This is a genomic window from Pseudochrobactrum mosebachae, from assembly GCF_048914685.1.
GTDB lineage: Bacteria > Pseudomonadota > Alphaproteobacteria > Rhizobiales > Rhizobiaceae > Pseudochrobactrum.
The window spans coordinates 2453748-2475672 of the sequence record NZ_CP128408.1 but is presented as its reverse complement, the minus strand read 5'-3'; the positions used below and the strand labels follow the sequence as shown (position 1 = coordinate 2475672).

Sequence of the window (21925 nt, the reverse complement as noted above, 5' to 3'; positions counted from 1 at the left end):
AAAATACTCGCCATTCTTTGAATACTTAATAAACGAAGGTCTGAAGGAGTTTCACTCCTCCAGACCATTCATATATTAAAGAGCTTTACCAGCCTCGCGCAGCTCTTTAAGAATTGGCGCTTTCGGCAACCAGATCTCATCATAAGCGGCAATTATTTCGTCGGTGTTTTTCAGATCAACATCAACAATCTTAATGCCAGCCTCTTTGAAATTTTGCAAAAGCGTTGCTTCTTTAGCCACCACTGCATCAATCTGCTTATCCAGCTCCTCACGGGTCAGACGTGTTATCAGCTCACGGTCTGCTTCCGGCACATTTTTCCATACCCGTGCAGAAGTCAGAGCCACGCAAGGCATAAAGATTGCGTTCATGCGCAGCATGGTTTTTGCAACTTTGTCGTAACGCTGGTTCCATGAAAGATCGAGATCCGCTTCCAGACCGTCTACCTGACCATTCGACATTGCATCAAAAACCTGCGGCGTCGGAATTGGTGTCGGAGCAGCACCCAGCAACTGATAGAAATCACGATAGGCCGGCGTTGTATTAATACGCAGCTTCATGCCTTTAATATCTTCAATCCCATTGGTTTCCTTGCCCGTAAACACCACACGCAGAGTGGTAATGCCGTAACCAAGACCAATAGTCCCGGTTTCTGCAGGCAGCACATCCAGCAATTTCATTGCCACAGGATGGCGCACAAGCTTGGCTACATCTGCAGTGCTGGAAACCAGCCATGGCGCATTAATCGCAGCAATCTGCGGAATACGTGAGCCAAGCTCAGCCGTCATGATCCAACCTAAATCAAGTGCACCAGACTGCATCTGCTGCAACATCGCGCCTTCATTACCAAGCTGATTGGAAGGAAAAACCTGAATGGAAAGACGTCCATTGGTTTCTTCGGCCAAACGTTTGCCAACAGCTTCAGCCGCAATATTCCACGGATGTCCCGGAGGGGTCGTAATACCAAGACGATAGACCTTGGCTGGCTGCGCGCGCAAAACCGCTGGCGCTGCAACGCTTAACGCAGCCCCTGCTGTCAGTGTTTTCATAAATGTACGGCGTGTAAAAGTCATGATGAGTTCCCCATTATGTGTTGGTTTTTGTTATGCAAAATATGTTGAGAGGACAGGAAAGATTGATAGCAGCACCAAAATGATGCAGCAGATAAAGAAAAACGGCAGGGTAACGATAAACATTTTTCCGGGCTTGGCACCGGTCACCGCCGCCGCAATAAAGAAGTTGAGCCCCACCGGCGGCGATAAAAAGCCGAGCACCAGATTGATCACTGCAACCACGCCAAAATGTACCGGATCAATGCCATAAACTTCTGTTGCAATCGGCAGCAAGATTGGCACGGTCATGATCAGTCCCGGAGCGCCGTCAATCACAGTACCAATAATCAGCAGGATCACATTTACCAGCAGCATGAATGTGATTGGATCTTTGGCAATGGTCTGAATCCACTCGGCAACACGCTGCGGCACCATACCGTAAACAAGAACCCATGAAAAAACGGCAGCGGCCGCAATCAAAAACAAAATACCTGCCGACAATACGCCCGACTTAACAAACATTGCCGGTAGTTGTTTTAAACTCAGATCTCCGGTCACAAAACGGCCGACAAAAACTGCCGCCACAACGCCCATAGCCGCAGCTTCAGTCGGGTTAGCAACACCTGTCACAATAGAGCCAACAATAATAAACGGGATGATCAGGGTCGGCAGCGCTTTTAAAGTAATCTTGACCCGCTCGCCCATCGGCAATTTATCGCCGCGGGGATAGTTATAAACATAGCCCATCAGCGCAATCACCACGCAAAAAGCAATGGTGAGCATAATGCCCGGAATAATGCCGGCAGCCAGCATGGTTCCAACCGGCACCTGCGCAATCACGCTATAAACCACAAACATGATTGAGGGCGGAATGATCGGCCCCAGCATCCCCGCATAGGCGGTTAGCCCCGCAGCAAAGGTCTTATCATAGCCTTTGCGCTCCATTTCCGGCACAACCATCTGCGACATCAGCGCCACCTGTGCGGCTGCCGAGCCCAGAATAGACGCCACAAACATATTGGCCAGTAAATTGACATAGGCCAGCCCGCCCTTAAGCGAACCGACAAACGCCATCGCCATATTGATGATCCGCCGCGTAATCCCGCCACCATTCATGATCTCGCCGATAAGGATGAAAAGCGGAATAGCAATCAAGCCGTAACTATCGAGGCCTGTGAACATCTGGGTCGGAAATGACAGAAACAAAACCGTATTATCGGTCTGCCAGATATAAGCAGCAGCCGTCATACACAGCACGACAGAGATCGGTAACCCGATCATCATCAGCATAAAAAATGCGCCGAAAGTAAACATCATACAGCTCCTTCGGCTGAAGTGAGCGAATTTTGCGTGCGTTTACTGGCAATGCCTAAATCTTCAAGCAAATTGGCAGCACAATGAATGGTTAGAGTCAGCGCAAAAATAGGCAGGATGAGATTAACAATCCAGCTCGGCCATTCCAGCGTTTGAGTGCGTTCAGTATAGAGAAAGTTGAATGAGCTGGTCGCATAGGCTTTGGCATCAAACTGATAGGAAGCAATGCCGAGCGGATCCATCCATGTCCAGCACATCACCACAAAACCAAGCGCAAAAATCAGAGAGATTGAAGTTGCCAGCGCCCGCAGCCGTGCCACCCATTTCGGTGATAAATTGTCTGACAGCAAGGTAACTGCAAAATCAATTCTGAGCCGCATCATCACTGAAGCGCCGATAAAACCCAGCCATACCATAGCAAAAATGGACGCTTCATCAATCCAGTAGATCGGTATTCGTGCAAAGCGCGTTACCACATTGACCAGAATCAGTGTCAGCAAAATCGTGATAAAAATGCCGGCAAAAAACTTCTCAACCTTCAAAACTGCCTGAGATGCCCCTGTAATCCACTCCGCCCACTCAACCTGTTTTACAGGTTTGTCGAGTTTTTTCATGCTTCATTTTCCCCATGCATGCTTTTTGTATATATTAAGTATGCAAGAATGGGGCGCTGTCAATAGAACATTTTATGCTTGTTTAGTTGAACCATCAGACATGACAATGCGCTTGACAACAGGCACTGCCATCATTGATATATCAATTAATGAAAATAAAACGGGAGCGAATGCCAGCTACAAATGAGGCTGAACCTAACAATATTTCACTAAAAAACGTGCAAATATAATGCGTTATTACAGCTCTATATGTTCACGCCGGTCTTCGGTAATCAGCTTGCGGATTTGGCTTACAATCTGGTCAGCATGGATTTTACCCAGCCGCTCTGCAGTATCCGTATCCTGCTCTTCAATCGCACGGATAATATCTTCGTGCTCCGCAACATATTGCTCTGGCAGCCGGTCTGAATAAGACGAATAGTAAATTCTGAGTAATCTGCGGCCTTCATCAAGCAGACGGGCAAATAGGCTGGCATAGTAGGGATTACGCCCAGCATCGGCAATTGCCGCATGAAAATCGCGATTGGTGGCAATCATTTCAAGGCCATTTTGGGTTTCAACGGCATGGGTAAATTTAGCCTGATGCGCACGGATACATAACAGATCTTCTGCGGTGCGGTGGCGCGCGGCAAGGCGCGTCGTAACACGATACATCAGCGTTAAAGCATCAAAAAACGCAGGCAAATCCTGAAAATTGATGTTGGACACTACTGTAGAACGGTTTGGCAGCGTAGTGACCAAGCCCTCACTTGCAAGCCGTACCAGCGCCTCGCGTATCGGGGTGCGTGACATAGCAAATCGTTCAGCCAGCTGGTTTTCGTCCATCGGGCTGCCAGGTGATAAGGAAAGACTGATGATCTCGTCTCGTAGCACATCATAAACATGCTTGACGCCGGAGCCTTTTTTACGATCGCCCAAGGCTTTCTTATCGTCAGTTGAGCTTTTTTTGGTGCCAACTGTCCGAGCTGCCTGTTTCTGATTCATTGCCTGTCCTTTGTCACAACTCAATATGGGCATACCTCACCTAGCAAAAATAGGTAGCACCCTACAATCGATGATTAGCATCTAGCTTGCATATAAATCCATATTACATGTCGACAACAAAAATACATAGTGTATATTGAAATAAATCGCAGCAGTGCGGGTAGCATAAAAATAGCCAATTGCAGGGCATTCAAGGAGGATACTATGATCTCAGAAATTTTTACCGGTTGCATTCCAGCTCTTATGACTCCGTGTAAAGCCGATCGCACACCGGATTTTGACGCGCTTGTGCGCATGGGCAAAGAGCTGGTGGCACAAGGCATGTCCGGCGTTGTTTATTGCGGCTCGATGGGAGATTGGCCGCTTTTGACAGATGAGCAGCGCATGACCGGCGTTGAAGCTTTGGTTAAAGCAGGTGTACCTGTGATTGTGGGTACCGGCGCCGTTAACTCGGCCACCGCCGTAGCACATGCTGCCCACGCTCAGAAGGTCGGTGCACAAGGCTTGATGGTCATTCCGCGCATTATCTCGCGCGGTTCATCAATCGCTGCGCAAAAAGCGCATTTCAAAGCCATTCTTTCGGCAGCACCCGATCTGCAAGCCGTGATCTACAACAGCCCGTATTATGGTTTTGCAACCCGCGCTGATCTGTTTTTTGAGCTGCGCTCGGAGCACAAAAACCTGATCGGCTTTAAAGAATTCGGTGGTGCTGCAGATATGCGCTATGCCGCCGAAAACATCACCAGTCAGGATGATGATGTTATTCTGATGGTTGGCGTTGACACCACAGTTTATCACGGCTTTGTCAATTGCGGCGCCGTTGGTTCGATTACCGGTATCGGTAACGTTCTTCCAAAAGAAGTCCAGCTGCTCGTTGCACTGTCAAAAGCAGCTGCAAAAGGCGATGTTGAAGCCCGCGTTAAAGCACTTGAGCTCGAAAATGCTCTGGCAGTTCTCTCATCCTTTGATGAAGGCGCAGATCTGGTGCTCTATTACAAGCATATGATGGTTATGATCGGTTACCCTGAATATGAGTTGCACTTCAACGCCACGGACAAGCTCTCGGCCAGCCAGCGCGGCTATTGTGAAGCACAGCTGAAACTGTTCCAGTCATGGTATGCCAACTGGATCAAGCAGGATAATGTTGTTGCCAAATATGCCGCTTAATAGTGATATAACTTAACATAGAAAAGGCGGCTCAGAGCCGCCTTTTTCATTCTCAGATGTATTCAATTTTAAAGATTGGTGCCACGGTTAAACTTGGTTTCCATCACAATATTAGACGTCGTGCGCACGATACCCATCAGCTCGTTGATCTTGTTAATCACAGCTGAGCGCTATTATAGCGGCCCTACTGAAGGTAATCCATCTGTTACAACATCAATAATGTTTAGCGCCGATACAAATAACGGATCATTAGACTTTATCCCTACAAGCACGAACAATAACAAATTTCTTAAATATCCTCATCGTAAAAAATGAAGTATATGTAAACTTAAACAATTAAAAATATACGATCGAACACAATAACAACTCTAAATAGATCTGCAGAATTGCTACTCAACAGCTAATAAATGCATAAGGCCACAAAAAATATCACGAACATTTTCATTAATAATAATTCAGTAGTGATATGTTGCAGATTACATCTCGTAGTCACACCATACATCACAGCGAAATATACGAAGAACATCAAAACGCAGCGAAGTAATCCAGTTCAACAACATCATCTAACGCCCCTCTAACGCCACGCCCAAACTTTCTTGAATTATTCAAAGGCTCCCAAGTCCTAGTGGATGAATTAAACCGGTCATAACGGCGTATTCCTGCCATTGACGAGGCTACACTTATATTTGCAAAAGATGTATCTTCGTCTACAACTCTCGCCCAGCTAGCCAGTTCTGAAGGCTTCATTGCTCTAGTAACTGCCCCTTCATATCCTTTGACGACCAGACCTGTACGGCCGGCAACTTGCGCGGCAAAAGAAGAGGTTCCACCGTCTGCACTGTAGCTACTTATCATCCGTAAACCTCGGATATCCACTCCATAACGCGTATCAATGAACTCCTTAAGTATCCCTACCTCTTCCACATACTCATCCAAATCCAGAGAATCGCCGCATAAATCAACCGACCGAGAACGAGTACCCGAAAACATTGGTGGTTCACCATAGCCTGCTATATTTAGTCGATAGTAGTTATGATGCCAATCGACACTAACATAAGTTCTAAAATCGGGCGCAGCCGCAAAATACCCCAGTTTATTGGGTTTATTAAATGCGTCCATTCCCCGCCTAATTCTTAGTCTATTACCACCTACAAAAAATTCACGACTCAATCTGTACTTCTTAAAAGCTATTTGCAGCCAACACTCCCCCGCGAGCGAGTTAAGCTCATCAATAAATAGACTTTCCTCTGACATAGCAAACCCCTATTAACATCTCTTAAAAAACAAATAATTTAAATAATAATTCTTATAAATATAAAGCAACTATATTCACGCTAATCACTAAACTTAAATATTTCTCATTCTTATGAACATCGCCCTGAATCAGAGTTACAATATATTTACCAATACAAGTCATCTGCATGATGGTTGCCCCGTATCACGGCGCTGCTGAAACTGCTTGATTCCCCTCAGCGATGAACGCCATTGTAGCGGCCCTCCTGAAGGTAATCCATCTGTTACAATATCAACAATGTTTAGCGCCGATACAAATAACGGATCACTAGACTTTATCCCTACAAGCACGAACAATAACGAATTTTTTAAATATACTCATCGTAAAAAATGAGTATATGTAAATTTAAACAATTAAAAACATACGATCGAACACAATAACAACCCTAAATAGAGCTGTAGAATTGCTGCTCAGCAGCTAATAAATGCATAAGACCAAAAAAACATCACGAACATTTTCATTAATAATAATTCAGTAGTAATATGTTGCATATTACATCTCGTTGTCACACCATACTGCACAGTTAAATATACGAAGAACATCAAAGCGCGGCGAAGTAATCCAGTTCAACAACATCATCTAACGCCCCTCTAACGCCGCGCGCAAACTTCCTTGAATTATTCAAAGGCTCCCAAGCGCTAGTGGATGAATTAAACCGGTCATAGCGGCGTATTCCTGCCATAGACGAGGCTACGCTTATATTTGCAAAAGATGCCTCTGTTTTGTTTACAACCCTTATCCAGCTAGCCAGTTCTGAAGGCTCCATTGCTCTAGTAACTGCCCCTTCATATCCTTTGACGACCAGACCTGTACGACCGGCAACTTGCGCGGCAAAAGAAGAGGTTCCACCGTCTGCACTGTAGCTACTTATCATCCGTAAACCTTGGATATCCACTCCATGACGCTCCTCAAAAATGCCCTTAATTTTCAGGACGCCTTCCACATATTCTTCCAAATCCTTACCAACGCCGCATAATTCAACCGACCTAGAAGGGGCACCCGAAAACCTTGGTGGTTCACCATAGCCTGCTATATTTAGTCGATAGTAGTTATGATGAGATTCTACACTCAAATAACTTCTAAAATCGGGCCCAGCAGAAAAAATATTCCAGTTTCTTGGGTTTATTAAGTGCATCCATTTCTCGTCTAATTCTTAGCCTATTACCACCTACAAAAGTTTCACCACTCGATCCGTACTGCCTTAAAGTCATTGGCAGCCAATCCTTAACCTCGAGTGATTTAAGCCTTTCAAAACGGTGCTTTTTTCTGCCATAGTACCCCCCATTAAAATTTCTTAAAAAACAAACAATTTAAATAATAATTAGAATAGTTTTTATAAATATAAATAACTATATTAACACTACTCACTAAATTTAAATATTTCGCATTTTTATGAACATAACTCTGCATAAAATTAGAAAGTTTTTGCCCAGATAAGTCATCTTCATGATGGTTAGCAGTATTATTATACTACCAAAACTACCTTATAGCAAACGGCGATGGGCATCTTTATAGCAACCTTCCTGAAAGGAATCCATCAGCCGCAAATACCGATGCACACTCTCTGCAGCAACGGAGCCAAAAAACCACCATTCCATGCCCGACTATAAGGTTCAAATAGCCGGATACGATCACTGTCGCCGGTTATGGCTTCCACCACAACAGAGCCACCAGTTGCCGTGGTATTCATGCCATGCCCGCCAAACGAACTGCATGTCCACGCACCATCTTCTGCCTACAGTATATGTGGCATCTTATGGCGCGAATAGCCCGTAGAGCCAAATCATTTCCTATTCAATTTTTACATCTTTAAGATCGACAACCAACTCGTACATAACTGCACGAAAATAGCTGCTAGACGTTTTTCATCCTGCTCATTCTTAGGGGTAATGCACCCGTCCCAAAGCGTATGATCACCCTCAAAACCGCTGCGTACGCGCCATAAACCTCAGCACCCACACACCAATAACCGATACCAGTAACGAGTCTTTAAGCATGGCTGTGAAAAGGCCAAGGCCGAGTGCACACGCTGCTTCCTACTGGCCGCCGGGCATACCGAGATAGACAAGATAAATCAGGTCAGAACCAGCGCTGTGACGGCGTAAACCGTGATTATGCCGGCACTGGTCTGCAGCCAGCCAGCCATACCTGTCGCCACGACCTCACCTGCTACGGCACGGTGATCTGCGTGATCTCAATTAGAATAAATCATCACCGCGAAGGTTAGCAAAGCAAAAACACCCAAAAACCAAGACTTCTGTGTGATTTTGTTTTTGTATTTTATCGCAATACATTCTGAGCAGCTCCCTGCCTCTATGGTTCGTCCATAAAATGACAGACTTCCACCCAAAAACTCGCCCGAAATGACGTATAAAGCTGGCATATCCACCAAACTCACAGCTATTATGTGTTTTAAAGCACAGTTTTCAACCACTCAAATGTGCTTTGAACGGTAAATAAGTGAATTCACACCCAAAAACATACTTAAACACAGATCGAGAATTATCATTTTAACTCCCTCAATTTCACCGGATATACCCGTTAAAATACCAATACGCAGCTCTAGCAGACAACGCACACGCAGATATTAGAACACTGTGTTTATATGGCTGCGACTTGATTTATCACTGCCGGTAACCTAACTTCTTGCTATGCGGTGCAAATATGCGGTTTAAACTGCATATTTGCCTGCATAATAATTTTAATCCAGTTCTCAGGGCGGGGTGCAAGTCCCCACCGGCGGTAACGGGTAATATCCCGAAGCCCGCGAGCGCCTGTCACGTCTTACAAGAGACCGGCAGGGTCAGCAGATTCGGTGTGATTCCGAAGCCGACGGTCATAGTCCGGATGAGAGAGAACGGGGCTGAAATGGCGTTGCTGTGTGGCGGCTTTTGCTGTCTCCGGCATGCGGTTTTCTTCCCGTAGCATTTCGCAAACCCTGAGGTAACAGGCTTACGAGACAGGAAGAAAACGTTGAGCCCAATTGCCTCTGTTCAAACACTAAAGCCAAGCCTGCGCGGCGCCGGCCTGATGGTCGCGGCCTGTGTGGCTTATGCCGGCGTTAATGTAGCCACCCAATGGGCAGGCACGCGCACCGGCATCCCCTCGGTCATCATCGCCTTCTGGCAATATGTTATTGCGCTGGTGCTCACTTTACCATTGCTGATCCGTGAGGGCACCAAAGCACTGCGCACCAACCATCTCGGCCTGCATATTATGCGTGTCGGTCTGGCCGCGGCAGGTGTGCAGGTATGGATTTTCGCCCTCACCCATGTACCTATCTGGCAAGTGATTGCGCTGTCGATGACCTCACCGTTTTTCGTCATTATTTGCGCAAGATTATTCCTGCATGAAGTGGTGACAAAAACACGGTTATTCACAACGCTGGCAGGCTTTATCGGCGCATTGATCATCATCGCCCCGTGGTCTGAGACCTACACGGTCTATTCGCTACTGCCTATTCTGGCCGCCGCATTATGGGCTGGCTATTCGGTGATGACTAAATATCTCACCAGCTTTGAAACACCGGCCAGTATTTCAGTCTATATGCTGGTGCTGCTCACCCCGATCAATGCCGCATTGTGGCTGGCATCCGGTATCGGCATGCCTGAAATTGCAGCACCGCTCAACGAAATCTGGCTGATTTTGCTCACCATCGGCATTCTCACTGCGATGGCGCAATATTTCCAAATCTCAGCCTATTCTGCAGCTGATGCCGTTTATCTGCAACCGTTTGATGATCTGAAACTGCCGATCAATGTTATTCTCGGCTGGATCGTTTTTGCTGCCACACCGAGCATTAATTTCTGGCCCGGCGCCCTGCTGATTGTTGGTGCTTCTCTCTATCTGATGCGGCAGGACAGCGGAAGATCGATATAAAGCCCAATATTAAATCCATAAGTCATTCATAAAAACGGCGGGTCACCCGCCGTTTTTTGTTATCTCAGTTTAATGTCCTGCGGCTTCTTTTGGCACATCACCGGGCTTACGCATCATCACAGCAAAAAATGCCAGCGATACAAACAATATTGTCAGGATCATAAATACATCAATAAATGACATCAGTGTCGCCTGCTGGCGCACCATGCCCGATAATTTGACCAGTGCAATCTGCGCACCATCAAGACCGGCCGCATTATATTTTGCGGTCAGACTGGCCAGCATTTCCTGTGCTTCATGATTGCCCCAGTTCAGATACTCCGACAATTGTGCATAATGCAGATCTGAGCGGCGCATCAGTACCGTATTGATAACCGCCAAGCCGATTGCCCCGCCGAGATTGCGCATCAAATTAAACAGGCCGGATGCATTCTTGATATGCGACGGCGGTAATGTGCCAAGCGCCAGATTGTTAATCGGCACCATACACAGCATCATCGAACTGCCCCGCAGAATTTGCGGCAGCAATAGCTCATAAAAATCCCAGTCAGCGGTCAGGCCCGTCATCTGCCATGTACCGGCAGCAAAGCCGATAAATCCGATCATCATCATCAGGCGCGGGTCCATCCGCGTTGACAAAAATCCGGCCAAAGGTGCTGCCATAAACATCGCCAGCCCACTGACAAACAAGGCTTTACCGATCATCAGCGCATCATAGCCACGGATGCTGCCCAGATAGAGCGGATAGAGATAGGTCAGACCATAAAGCCCCACCCCCATGATGAAGGAGAAAGCAGAGCCAAGCGCAAAATTGACATTACTGAATGCACTCAGATCAACAATCGGCTCCTCTGCGGTAAAGGCCCGATAAAAGAACATCACCGCCCCAGTCACCAGCACAATTGTCATTATCAGAATAGTATTGTCCTGAAACCAGTCATTACGCGGCCCCTCTTCAAGCACAAATTCCAGTGAACCCAGAAATGCGGCCATCCCTGCCAGTCCCCACCAATCAAATTTGGACAACAGAGACTTATCACCCTTGTCAAAATCAATCAGGTTCCATGCGGCAACCGCCACCATAATGCCCGGAATAACATTGACCAAAAACAACCAGTGCCATGAAAAAGTGTGCGAAAGATAACCGCCGATCGTTGGCCCGATGGTTGGCGCTAATGTAGCAACCAAACCGACAATCGGCGAAACAATCGAGCGTTTTGACGGTGGGAAAATCGTGAAAGCAGCCGCAAAAACACTTGGGATCATACCGCCGCCGATAAAGCCCTGTATCGCGCGGTAGACGATCATCTGCTCGATATTCGTAGCCGTAGCACATAACACACTCGCCGCAGTAAAACCGGCGGCAGAAACGGTAAACAACACCCGCGTTGACACCAGCCGCCCGAGAAAGCCCGACAGCGGGATCATAATCACCTCGGCGATCAGATAGGATGTCTGCACCCATGAAATTTCATCCGAGCTGGCACCAAGCCCGGCCTGAATTTCTGCCAGTGATGCCGAGACGATCTGGATATCCAAAATCGCCATAAACATACCGAACACCATTGCCAGAAAAGCAAAGGCTTTTTTCGGATCAATCCGCTCGTCAGTGGCAGTCCCCGCTGGCAGTGCTCGTGTTGCTGAAGCGGCCATAGCTGCGTGGCCTATTCTGCTGCTGTTGTTTTAAGCGGCGCGGTGCGGGTATCCACATCCACAATAACACTCAGTCCGGCACGTAACTTGCCGGTTGCTAATGCCGCAGCCGGAATGCTTATACGCACCGGCACACGCTGCACGACCTTAGTAAAATTGCCCGTGGCATTTTCAGGCGGCAACAACGAAAATACGGCGCCTGAAGCAGGCGCCAGCGAGGCAAGCTTGCCCTCGAACTTCTCTCCGCCCAGCGCATCAACGCTAAAATACACTGTTTCACCACCATGCAGATTTTTGAGCTGCGTCTCTTTAAAATTCGCATCAATATACAAGGCATTGACCGGCACCAGAGCCGCAATGCGCTGGCCTGCACTAACCAGATCACCTTTTTTACCGCTCAAATTACCGATAACGCCGTCAAACGGTGCACGCAAAGTGGTGAAGGACAGATCACGTTCAGCCTTATCCCGCGCCAGTTCAAGGCTGCGGATCTGGCTGGAGGCCTCATTATACTGCGCTTTCAAAACACCGATATTGGCTTGTGCGGCACTAATCTGGGCAGTAGCATTGGCATCCGCCGCTTGAGCCTGCATCAAAGCTGTGTCGGCACGATCAAGCTCTGACTGCGATACAAATTTGGTATCATGCAGCTTTGTCATCCGTACTTTGGTGGTTTGTGCATTGGTAAGCACGGCTGCAGAAGATTGCTGCGAAGCACGCGCCTGCTGCAAAGCGGCATCAGCGGCAAGCGCTTGCGCATCTATCCGCGCGAGTGTTTGCTGCAATGTTACCAATGCCGCCTGCTTTTCTTCCAGAGCGATCTGGTAATCGCCTTTATCCAGCTGAAAAACCGCATCACCGGCCTTCACCTGACTATTGGCGCTCACCAGCACATCATCAATATAGCCTGTTACTTTAGGCGACATCGCCATGATATCACCGTGAATATAGGCATCATCGGTAGAAACCATAAACCGTCCAGTCGTCCACCACTCATAACCGTAATAGGCACCACCAGCGAGTGCAGCAATCAGCAAGCCAGCCAGAATGAAGCGCTTGCGTGATGGCTTAGCCACTGCGACATCTGCTTCAGCCGCCAATTCTTCAGGATTATCAGCATGATTATTTTCTTCAGCTTGCGAAATAGTCAGCGGTGTTAATTTCGCAACAGGCTTAAGAGCAGACATTGGCGCGACTTTCTGTCATTCATGAAACCGATCAGTTCGACATTGACATAAAGCAAGATCGGCGGCATATCAATTGCCAATCGTACTGATCGGTTCGAAATGGATTTATCAGCATTCACTTATTTATGAGCGGACCAAATCAAAGCATGCCAGACAGCAAACGGCCTCCTGATCCAGCAGCCCATGCACTCTCCCCGAATACACGCCATAGCGCCGGGCAAGATCCGGTGAAGCGGCAGCAAATTCTTGATGGTGCACAGCGTGTTTTTATGTCTATGGGTTTTGATGCCGCCAGTATGAATGATATCACCCGTGAAGCGGGCGTGTCTAAAAGCACAATCTATGTCTATTTTGAGAGCAAAGACGAGCTGTTTGAGCAATTATGCGAGCAACACCGAACACGGCTGTTTGCGCAAGTCTCAATGATTAACGGCGGCGCATTATCCAGCCGCGAGAGCCTGATTGCCTATGGCACAGCCTTGGTAAAGCTGGTGACATCCGACATGGTTATCAGCGCCCAGCGTACCATTCTCGGTGTAACGGAACGCAAACCTGAAATCGGCGTGCGTTTTTATGAACGCGGCCCCCGCCGCGGGCTCACGATTATGCTGGCCTATCTGGAGATGCTGGAAAACGAAGGCCATATACAAGTGCCGGATATGCAGCATGCCGTCTATCAACTGGCAGAATTATTTCTCGCCGGCAGTTATCGCCAGCGGCTGTTTGCATTTATGCCGGATGAGCCGACAGAAGATCAGATCCGCTATAATGTTGAATCGGCAGTGAATATGTTTTTCGCAGCCTATGGTACCGAGCAATATAAGCGCGAACATAACCACAACTCCGGCTGATTAGGCCAAGTTTATATCACCTTGATACCCGCTTGATTTGCGCTACTCTGCGAGAAAGATCAACAAAGCGGGAGCCGGCCTATGTTATCCTTCATGCGTTGCACACGGCACGGTCATTGCACTAAGGCTGATCTGATTTATGTAATCCTTGCACTTGCAGCGATTACCGGTGCGCTGCTTGCCGCCTATATCGACCCTCACTGGCGCTGGATGCATTATTTTACCAAACCGACCGCCACCGCTTTTTTGCTGTATCTGGTCTTATCCACCAGCAATCCTGTCTCTGTGCCATATCGTAATGCCATTGCATGGGGGCTGGCCTTTGCCATCGGCGGCGACATCTTCCTGATGTTGCCGCAAGATTATTTTCTGGCTGGACTAATCTGTTTTTTGCTCACCCACTGCGCCTATATTTACGCATTAACGCGCGATAGCAGATTGGCTGAGAAGCCACTGGTCTTCGCCGGCTTTGCAATCGTAGCCTTTCTGATCATCATCGGGCTTTGGCAGAGCCTGCCCGCCGGCATGCATATACCGGTGACAATTTATGCTGTCATTCTCGCTGTGATGGCAGCGCAAGCGCTCAGCCGTGCGCTTCACCTTTCCTCCAAGAGCACCACGCAATCACTATTAAAACCTGCCAATGTCGCAGCACTTGGCGGTATTTTCTTTGTCATCAGTGATAGTATTCTTGCCTATGGGCGCTTTCGGTTCGACATTCCGTTTAATTCTTTATGGGTACTCGGCACCTATTATACCGCGCAATGGTGCTTTGCCCGATCTGTGATAAGGCGCGTTCCATGACTGAACAACTCACCTCAACATTCAACGCATTGCGTACCGCATGGCAGCAAAACCGGCCTGATCAACATCAGCGCCGCGCAGATTTAAAACGTCTTCGTGCCGCCTTCAAAAAAAGCCTGCCTGAAATGGCAGAGGCAATTTCACGTGATTTTGGCCATCGTTCTCTCCATGAAAGCATGCTGGCTGAAGCCATGATTGTGCTGAAAGAAATTGACCTGTGCCTTAGTAATTTAAAGCGCTGGATTAAGCCGCAACGGCGCAAAGCCGGTTGGCAGTTCTGGCCTGCAAAAGCTGAAATCCGTTTTGTACCGCTGGGTGTTATCGGCATTTTATCGCCGTGGAACTATCCGGTTAATTTGTCATTGGCGCCCTTGGTAACAGCCATTGCAGCGGGTAATCATGTCTATCTCAAACCGTCCGAACATACGCCGCATACCAATGCTTATTTAACACGGTTACTCGCAGAGGTTTTTCCTGACAGCCGCGTTAGCATTGCGCAGGGCGGTGCTGATATTGCCGCCGCATTTTCTGCTTTGCCTTTTGATCATTTATTCTTCACCGGTTCCGGCAATGTGGCCAAAAAGGTCATGGCAGCAGCCGCGCAAAACCTCACGCCGGTTACATTGGAGCTCGGTGGTAAATCCCCTGCCCTGATTGCCCCTGATGCGGATATTATACAGGCGACAAGCCGTATCCTGACCGGAAAGTTCTTTAATGCCGGACAAACCTGCATTGCGCCTGACTATGTTTTGCTGCCTGACAACCTGTTTGAAAGCTTCATAACCGAGGCAAAAACACAAATTACCAAACGCTACAGCCAGATGGATAATCCGGCAGATTATACGGCCATTATTAATGATGCCCAATATCAACGCCTGATCGGCTTACTGGATGATGCCAGCCTGCGCGGGCATCAGGCAATGCCCCTGTTTTCGCAAAGCGATTTACAACAATCCCGTGCGCAACGTGTCCTGCCCCCCACATTGGTGCTGAACCCCGACAATGACAGCCTGATCATGCAGGAAGAGATATTCGGTCCGCTCCTGCCGGTTAAAACCTATCAAACCTATGAAGAAGCAATACAATATATAACTGCCCGCGATCGTCCGCTGGCCTTATATTGTTTCAGCAAGTCTCAAGCAGAGATTGAAGCCGCATTATCGCGCATTGTTGCTGGCGGCGTGTGTATCAATGATACGCTCTATCAGTTTGCCTGCGCAGATTTACCTTTTGGTGGTGTGGGTGCCAGTGGTATGGGGCAGTATCACGGGGTTGAGGGCTTCCGGACATTTTCCAAAGCCATGCCGGTGCTACATAAATACAGCCCTGCCTCAACAGATTTGCTGCGCCCGCCCTATGGCAGGCTGGCCGATTTTATCATCCGCTTTCTGACACGATAAAAAACGCCGCCTGAAAATTCAGGCGGCATTTTATTGCAGCATTTATTAATGAACACATATTACAGCCGAATTATTTAGCGGCCTGCACTTCCATCTGCCCCGCAGCACCGCGGGCGAAGAATTGCGGACGATACATATCCTCCACAAATGGTGCCGGATGCGCATAGACGCCTGGCGTTACCGCCCGTACAATATACGCAACCGTGTATTCACGTGCATTACCGCCACTGCTGTTAAACGCCGCGACAAAGCGGTCACTACGGAACTCGCTATGTGCAACAGCTGTTTCACCCAGCCAGCCGAAATTGCTCAAATCAGCACTGTTCACAATTCGCGGATTATCAATTTCAAATCCGGCAGGCAGCAGATCAGTTACCAGCACGCGCGAATCCCAATTATTGGTTTCCGATACTTTAAGCACCACAACATAACGCTCATTTTGCTGCGCTTGTGACACATTGGTTTCCGCACCATCCATCGTATAATAGCTGCGCGCAATCGTGAAGCCATCACCACCCGCCGGTGGTGTCTCAACCGGTGTTGCAACCGTAGTGATGACCGCAGTTACCGGTCGCTCACCTGTATTGCTGACGGTTACCGGTGCGGTACTCAGCGCTTCACCGCTGATGCGTTCAGACAAAGTGCCTTGGCGTGCTTCACCATTCAGCTCCAGCATCAGATTGGCATCTTCATCCTTCAATGCACGCGCTGCAAGCAACAGCCATGCCTGTTCCTGCGTGCTGGTATAGCGAGCAGAGCTGCTCAGATTTCCAACCAGCTTGGTCAGTTGCGGCACGATCGCTGATACCGGACGGCTTTCCGCAGCAAGCGCCAGAATAGCGGCTCCGTCACGCAGATCCGATCCATAATCCGTGCGACTTAAGGAACTGTTGCCTTCAACGGCCAGGCGTAAAGCCGAGCCAAAAGCGGTTTCAGATCGCTGGCCATCCCCATAAAGGGCAAGGCTGGCACCAATCTGCGCCCGTGCCAGCGGCGAGGCAAAATCTTCCAGCTTGGTATCCGCATAATAACGCAAATCAGCAATCGAAGCGCGGCGGTTACGCGACAGCACATAGAAAGCATAAGCAATCGCATTGCCGTTATCTTTCACCGACACATCATAGGCCAGAGCATTTTGCAGATTATCCAGCGCCATCACCATTGATTGCTGCGGCACGGTATAATTCTGCTCACGGGCGCGGGTCAGAAAATCAGCGACATAGGCATCAAGCCACAGATCACCGCTATCCGGCGACCACAAGCCAAAGCTGCCTGAAGACGACTGATTGTTCAGCACTTTATAGATCGCGGCCTGAATACGCTCACGCAGTTCTGCTTCTGTATCCTGTGTGGCCATTCCTGCCTGTTTGGCAAGCTCGCTCATATAGAGCAACGGCATGGCACGCGAAGCCGTTTGCTCAGTGCAGCCATAAGGATAGCGATCAAGCGATGTTAGCAGAGCCGGAATATCAAAACCCGCGGCATTGGAAACATTGATACTGACTGATGCGCCATCCATACGCTGATCGGCAAGCAACTGCTTATCAATCACCAGCGAACCGTTAACGGCTGCGAGCGAAACAGCTTTACGCGTGGTTTCCGGTAAAGACGCTGCCCGTACCGGCAGAATAAGATCCTGCGCAATAGTCAGCCCGCTTTCATGGGTCAGCTGCACAGTCAATTCTGCAATACCGGCCTGTTCGGCCTGCAATGGCAGGGTCAGAGCTGTTTTCTGCCCCTGTTCCAGTGTAATTTGAGCATCGCCCTGCGGCTGGGACACAGATACCAGTCCGGTACTGGCAACACTGACCGTATATTTACCGGCAGGCCCGTCGGTATTGGCGATATCAAGCCGCAATTGTGCCTGATCATCAGGCGCCATAAATTTAGGCAAGGCCGCAGTAATCACCACCGGATCACGGATAATCACATCAGATTGTGCATTGCCCACGGCGGTTTTTGTCCATGCAACCGCGCTGATACGGGCAGTGCCGTTAAATTGCGGAATATCAAAGCTCACGCTGGCTTTGCCATCCGTGCCAACCTCAACGGGGCCTGCGAAAAATGCAACCAGCTTTTCGGTTGGCGGCGAGCCTTCAACAGCCATTTGGGCACCGTCGCCACCGGTGCGCAGCCGCCCCATCGTGCCAAGTGAACCATCAATCAGTCGGCCGTAAAGGTCGCGGATTTCAAGCCCCAGCTGACGCTGGCCAAAATACCAGCCGGCAGGATCAGCCGGTTTGTGATTGGTGAGATTGAGAATACCAACATCAACCGCCGAGATCATTACATAAGCCTGATCACCGGCATTGAGACCGCCAATTGAGACCGGAATAGTTAAATTCTGGCGCGGCTCTGTTTTTTCAGGCGCTTCAATACGCACTGCAAGCTTGCGCTCTGCCGGATCAACCGCCAGCCAGCGGATACCGATAGCACGTGCAGGCATGCGGGTTTCCTGCGCCTCGCCAGGCCGGTAAAGACTGGCAGTAATATAGGCACCTGCACCCCAGTCTCCGCTCACCGGTATATCAACCTCAAGACCTTCAGCCGGCACAGAAACCACTTTGGTCATCAGCAGGCTGTCAGCACCAACAGTCACCAGCAGCTCACCGGCAAAGCGCGGCGAAATCTTGAGTTTTGCAGTTTCACCGTCTTTGTAAACATCCTTATCCAGTGCCACTTCCAGCCCGTCCGGTGTTTCCGTGGAGCGCGCCTCCACATACCATCCGGCATCAAACTCAATGCTGGACTGCGGGCCATCCGGATCAGATGTAGTAACCTCAAGACGATATTGGCCCCACTGCACAGGCACCTGAATAGCACCGGCAGCCTCTGCACCCACATCAATTGTGCCATCCGCAACCTTTTTAGTGTAGGTCACCGGCTCATAATTCCATGAACTGCCGCTGCGATACCACTGATAGTTACGCTCAACTTTAATCAGCGCATATTCGAGCCCTGCTTCATCAATACGCTTGCCATTGGCATCGGTCATAATCACTGAGAATTGCGCATTGCTACCCTCAGGCAGATTATCACTGTCAAACTCGGGCTTGATACCGATCATGGCACTTTGTGCGGCAACCGGCAGAACCAGCTTGCGTTCAACCGCACGTCCGCCACCCTCGCGCATACGCACAACAATATCTGCATTAAGGCGCTGCGTGGTGACCGGCAGATCATTCAACATCACCGGAATTTCTGCTTGACCCTTCGCATTCAGTGGCGGCAGATCATCGAGCGGTAAGCGTGTATCTTCCGGCTGGTCTTCATCGGCAAGTCCGAAAACATATTTCGGAAACAGCTCCCATGTGCGCGTCGGGCGAAGATTAATCTCACCTTCAAGAGTAAGCCCTGCTGCCGGCGCACCATAGAGATAACGCCCGTCAACCTTCACAATTGCCGGCTCTCCGGCGCTGATTTCTTTCACATCAGAGCTTAAATCAAACTCTGTACGGTCCGGCACAAAATCCTCAACCAGAAACTGCTTTTCAGACAGTGGCGAGGCTTTGGGATCACTCAACACCCGCAATGTCCATGTGCCGCGCATTGCATTATCAGCAAGCGGCAGTTCAACCGCATGGCCACCGGCAGCCTGTGATGTGCTGACAATGGCGCGGTCTTCCACACCGTCAGGCCGCAGGAAAGAGAAGGTTAGCGGCAGATTTTCAACGGCCTTGGCAGCGCTGTCGCGCAGCAAAGCTGCAGCATGCACAGTTTCACCGGTGCGGTAAATGCCGCGCTCTGTCCAACTATATACATCCAGTGCGCCCGGCGCAGGCCGCCCTGTAACACCGCGATCAGAAAGGTCAAAACCGGCGCGCTTCATATCAAGAAACACATAATCCTCACCGCTGTCATCGCCTTTGGAGCGTGCGGTCAGAATGGCCGGTGCCATTGCTGCTGTGCCACGCATCAAACCGGCAGTGAATGTAGCGCGGCCCTGATCATCGGTTTTTGCCGTGCCCAGCACTTCATTATTAGCCGCCAGCAATTGCAGTTCAACGCCACTCATTGGTTTGGCAGTTGCCAATGAACGGGCAAAAACATTCAAACCATCCTCACCGGCAAATGTCGCAAGGCCGGTATCGGAAACCAGAAACCATTGTGTCGCCTGCGAAGTCCATTCTTCCGACTGGTCACCTTCAGCCTTGGCAGTCATAATATAAATGCCGGGCTTGCGCTGCGGCAGCGCTTCATCAACAGGAAATGCGGATACGACTTCTTTGTTGAGCTCGCTTTCAACATCGAGCTTGCCGGTATAAACTTTTTCACCAAGCGAGCTGACAATTTGTGATGTGGCATAGCCATCGAGCTGGCCAAAGAAACTGACACCGTTCATCGATTGGGTCAGTGCACGTTCGCCAACACGATAAAGCTCGATATCGATTGTTTTAACATTGATGCTGACAACCGGAATACCGCGGCGCATCGTACTTGGCAGCACAAAGGCATCGCCGTTAAAACGCACAGTCGGTGCACGATCACGCACATAAACATTAAGCGCAACCGGCGCTTCAATCATTTCACCTATGGCTGCAGGCAAACCGGAGCGCAGGCCGATCCTGTAATTTTTACCATGCTGCAAACCTTCAATACAGATCTGCCGGTCTTTGGCTTCCATACCTTTTGGTGCAGCATCATCAACCGTGACAAAAGACGTGTAATCAATGCCGCTTTTGATCAGGCTTTCAGAAAACTGAACACAAACCCGCGGATTGGCACTATCGCTGTCGACTGTATTATCGAGAACACGAAAGCCTTTGCGCGCGCGTAACTCCTCATAAGCCGAACTGACCGCGGCTGAGCTCTGCAACGCAAGGCTCGCTTTATAAGTGTCGATAGCGGGGCGGAAATTCTCACGGATTTCCAGCGCTTTGGCAAGATTGGTTAAAGCCTGCGCACGGTCTGCGACAGTGCGGCTGAGCTGATAAGCCACCACAGCAGAAGACGTCGCCGCGCGTTTAAGCTGCCATGTACTGCCATCCGAGCCTGCAGCCGCCAGCGTGGCGTCGCTCAACCCCTGCCATAAAGCATTATTGTCTTTATCAAGCGGCACAATTTTAGCGAAATCAATCACGGCAGCTGCGCTATTGCCTGAGGCAAGTGTCTTTTGTGCATTACGCAATAAAGCAGCAGCAGCACCATCCGGTGCAGCAGCATTGTTCAGCAGGTTACGATAGCTGCGTGCTTCATCCAGCACACTGGCAGGCACAAAACTGAGTGGTGCAGGCGCACCAATATCCGCTTTGGCCGCAATATCCACGACCTTCCCCGCAACCGCCCCCTCAAAAGCATTCAGCTGACGATAATCAGATTTAAGAAAACACCATTTGGCTTTCACATTATATGTAAAAGCACGGCATTGTGCATCTTCCAGACAAATGTCCTGACATTGATCAAGGCTGACATCTTTCTGCGTGCGCAGATCAAAGCCCTGATAATCACCATTCTGACTGAGCTCGATTTGTCTTGTGCCGCTCTGCGCAGATTGCGCAAAAACCGGCTGAGCCGTTAGCGCAAGCGCTGCAGACAATACAAGGCCGGCAAAAGCGGCACGGCCAGTAAAGGCGGCGAAGATCGACATCGGCATTCTCCGGTCAATGAATCTCTGAAACAGCATGAAACCTGCCCGAGCGTTGTTGTCAAGCCAGCTATAGTGGCAGGAAAAAGGAACATAAGTGTTTCGTAAAATATAAAATGTTTTAAAATACCACTTGTTACGGTC

At 49.2% G+C, this 21925-nt stretch carries 15 protein-coding genes and 1 riboswitch; of the genes, 5 read left to right on the top strand and 10 right to left on the bottom strand.

The window, feature by feature from the left end; translation table 11 throughout:
• Positions 1 to 75: 75 nt before the first annotated feature.
• The 4 genes from dctP to MP213Fo_RS11280 all read right to left on the bottom strand — a co-directional run bounded on the left by dctP (position 76) and on the right by MP213Fo_RS11280 (position 3962).
• Positions 76 to 1071: a TRAP transporter substrate-binding protein DctP gene (gene dctP, locus MP213Fo_RS11295; RefSeq protein ID WP_421089104.1), complete on the bottom strand. Its 996-nt coding sequence runs from the start codon at positions 1069 to 1071 to the stop codon at positions 76 to 78.
• 30 nt (positions 1072 to 1101) lie between these two features.
• A complete protein-coding gene (locus MP213Fo_RS11290; RefSeq protein ID WP_421091119.1) occupies positions 1102 to 2364 on the bottom strand; it encodes a TRAP transporter large permease in 1263 nt (420 codons plus the stop codon).
• Entirely contained in the window at positions 2364 to 2978 is a 615-nt protein-coding gene (locus MP213Fo_RS11285) for a TRAP transporter small permease (protein WP_421089103.1), read from the bottom strand. Before MP213Fo_RS11285 ends, MP213Fo_RS11290 begins: the two co-directional genes overlap by 1 nt.
• A 237-nt stretch (positions 2979 to 3215) precedes the next feature.
• Positions 3216 to 3962: a GntR family transcriptional regulator gene (locus MP213Fo_RS11280; RefSeq protein ID WP_421089102.1), complete on the bottom strand. Its 747-nt coding sequence runs from the start codon at positions 3960 to 3962 to the stop codon at positions 3216 to 3218.
• Between the two features lie 204 nt (positions 3963 to 4166).
• On the opposite strand from MP213Fo_RS11280, the gene MP213Fo_RS11275 reads away from it, so the two are divergent.
• Positions 4167 to 5129 carry a dihydrodipicolinate synthase family protein gene (locus MP213Fo_RS11275; protein WP_421089101.1) on the top strand — a complete coding sequence of 321 codons (963 nt, stop codon included), beginning with the start codon at positions 4167 to 4169 and terminating at the stop codon, positions 5127 to 5129.
• 525 nt (positions 5130 to 5654) lie between these two features.
• Here MP213Fo_RS11275 and MP213Fo_RS11270 read toward each other — a convergent pair.
• The 3 genes from MP213Fo_RS11270 to MP213Fo_RS11260 all read right to left on the bottom strand — a co-directional run bounded on the left by MP213Fo_RS11270 (position 5655) and on the right by MP213Fo_RS11260 (position 8113).
• Positions 5655 to 6383: a hypothetical protein gene (locus tag MP213Fo_RS11270; protein ID WP_421089100.1), complete on the bottom strand. Its 729-nt coding sequence runs from the start codon at positions 6381 to 6383 to the stop codon at positions 5655 to 5657.
• Positions 6384 to 6964: 581 nt separating this feature from the next.
• Complete coding sequence (locus MP213Fo_RS11265) at positions 6965 to 7558, bottom strand: hypothetical protein (RefSeq protein WP_421089099.1); 594 nt, start codon at positions 7556 to 7558, stop codon at positions 6965 to 6967.
• A 402-nt stretch (positions 7559 to 7960) separates the two neighbouring features.
• Positions 7961 to 8113 (bottom strand): hypothetical protein, encoded by a 153-nt coding sequence (locus MP213Fo_RS11260; RefSeq protein ID WP_421089098.1) that lies wholly within the window; start codon positions 8111 to 8113, stop codon positions 7961 to 7963.
• 1015 nt (positions 8114 to 9128) lie between these two features.
• Positions 9129 to 9286: riboswitch (FMN riboswitch) on the top strand.
• Positions 9287 to 9396: 110 nt separating this feature from the next.
• On the opposite strand from MP213Fo_RS11260, the gene MP213Fo_RS11255 reads away from it, so the two are divergent.
• Entirely contained in the window at positions 9397 to 10302 is a 906-nt protein-coding gene (locus MP213Fo_RS11255; protein WP_421089097.1) for a DMT family transporter, read from the top strand.
• A gap of 69 nt (positions 10303 to 10371) precedes the next feature.
• On the opposite strand, the gene MP213Fo_RS11250 is transcribed toward MP213Fo_RS11255, so the two are convergent.
• Together MP213Fo_RS11250 and MP213Fo_RS11245 are read right to left on the bottom strand one after the other, a co-directional pair.
• Positions 10372 to 11955: a DHA2 family efflux MFS transporter permease subunit gene (locus MP213Fo_RS11250; RefSeq protein ID WP_421089096.1), complete on the bottom strand. Its 1584-nt coding sequence runs from the start codon at positions 11953 to 11955 to the stop codon at positions 10372 to 10374.
• Positions 11956 to 11966: 11 nt separating this feature from the next.
• Positions 11967 to 13142 carry an HlyD family secretion protein gene (locus tag MP213Fo_RS11245; protein WP_421089095.1) on the bottom strand — a complete coding sequence of 392 codons (1176 nt, stop codon included), beginning with the start codon at positions 13140 to 13142 and terminating at the stop codon, positions 11967 to 11969.
• Between the two features lie 146 nt (positions 13143 to 13288).
• Between MP213Fo_RS11245 and MP213Fo_RS11240 the strand changes: the two genes are divergently transcribed.
• The 3 genes from MP213Fo_RS11240 (at position 13289) to MP213Fo_RS11230 (ending at position 16197) form a co-directional block, all read left to right on the top strand.
• Positions 13289 to 13993 carry a TetR/AcrR family transcriptional regulator gene (locus tag MP213Fo_RS11240; protein ID WP_421089094.1) on the top strand — a complete coding sequence of 235 codons (705 nt, stop codon included), beginning with the start codon at positions 13289 to 13291 and terminating at the stop codon, positions 13991 to 13993.
• Positions 13994 to 14074: 81 nt separating this feature from the next.
• Positions 14075 to 14797 carry a lysoplasmalogenase gene (locus MP213Fo_RS11235; RefSeq protein WP_421089093.1) on the top strand — a complete coding sequence of 241 codons (723 nt, stop codon included), beginning with the start codon at positions 14075 to 14077 and terminating at the stop codon, positions 14795 to 14797.
• Positions 14794 to 16197 (top strand): coniferyl aldehyde dehydrogenase, encoded by a 1404-nt coding sequence (locus tag MP213Fo_RS11230; RefSeq protein WP_421089092.1) that lies wholly within the window; start codon positions 14794 to 14796, stop codon positions 16195 to 16197. The genes MP213Fo_RS11235 and MP213Fo_RS11230 overlap by 4 nt, the downstream gene beginning before the upstream one ends.
• Before the next feature lie 70 nt (positions 16198 to 16267).
• On the opposite strand, the gene MP213Fo_RS11225 is transcribed toward MP213Fo_RS11230, so the two are convergent.
• Complete coding sequence (locus tag MP213Fo_RS11225; protein WP_421089091.1) at positions 16268 to 21784, bottom strand: alpha-2-macroglobulin family protein; 5517 nt, start codon at positions 21782 to 21784, stop codon at positions 16268 to 16270.
• Between the last annotated feature and the right edge of the window lie 141 nt (positions 21785 to 21925).

Coding starts and splice junctions, on each gene's coding strand:
- MP213Fo_RS11240 (WP_421089094.1), top strand. CDS start 13,289: ATGCCAGACAGCAAACGGCCTCCTGATCCAGCAGCCCATGCACTCTCC.
- dctP (WP_421089104.1), bottom strand. CDS start 1,071: ATGACTTTTACACGCCGTACATTTATGAAAACACTGACAGCAGGGGCT.
- MP213Fo_RS11285 (WP_421089103.1), bottom strand. CDS start 2,978: ATGAAAAAACTCGACAAACCTGTAAAACAGGTTGAGTGGGCGGAGTGG.
- MP213Fo_RS11275 (WP_421089101.1), top strand. CDS start 4,167: ATGATCTCAGAAATTTTTACCGGTTGCATTCCAGCTCTTATGACTCCG.
- MP213Fo_RS11250 (WP_421089096.1), bottom strand. CDS start 11,955: ATGGCCGCTTCAGCAACACGAGCACTGCCAGCGGGGACTGCCACTGAC.
- MP213Fo_RS11280 (WP_421089102.1), bottom strand. CDS start 3,962: ATGAATCAGAAACAGGCAGCTCGGACAGTTGGCACCAAAAAAAGCTCA.
- MP213Fo_RS11290 (WP_421091119.1), bottom strand. CDS start 2,364: ATGTTTACTTTCGGCGCATTTTTTATGCTGATGATGATCGGGTTACCG.
- MP213Fo_RS11230 (WP_421089092.1), top strand. CDS start 14,794: ATGACTGAACAACTCACCTCAACATTCAACGCATTGCGTACCGCATGG.
- MP213Fo_RS11235 (WP_421089093.1), top strand. CDS start 14,075: ATGTTATCCTTCATGCGTTGCACACGGCACGGTCATTGCACTAAGGCT.
- MP213Fo_RS11245 (WP_421089095.1), bottom strand. CDS start 13,142: ATGTCTGCTCTTAAGCCTGTTGCGAAATTAACACCGCTGACTATTTCG.
- MP213Fo_RS11270 (WP_421089100.1), bottom strand. CDS start 6,383: ATGTCAGAGGAAAGTCTATTTATTGATGAGCTTAACTCGCTCGCGGGG.
- MP213Fo_RS11260 (WP_421089098.1), bottom strand. CDS start 8,113: ATGAATACCACGGCAACTGGTGGCTCTGTTGTGGTGGAAGCCATAACC.
- MP213Fo_RS11225 (WP_421089091.1), bottom strand. CDS start 21,784: ATGTCGATCTTCGCCGCCTTTACTGGCCGTGCCGCTTTTGCCGGCCTT.
- MP213Fo_RS11265 (WP_421089099.1), bottom strand. CDS start 7,558: ATGCACTTAATAAACCCAAGAAACTGGAATATTTTTTCTGCTGGGCCC.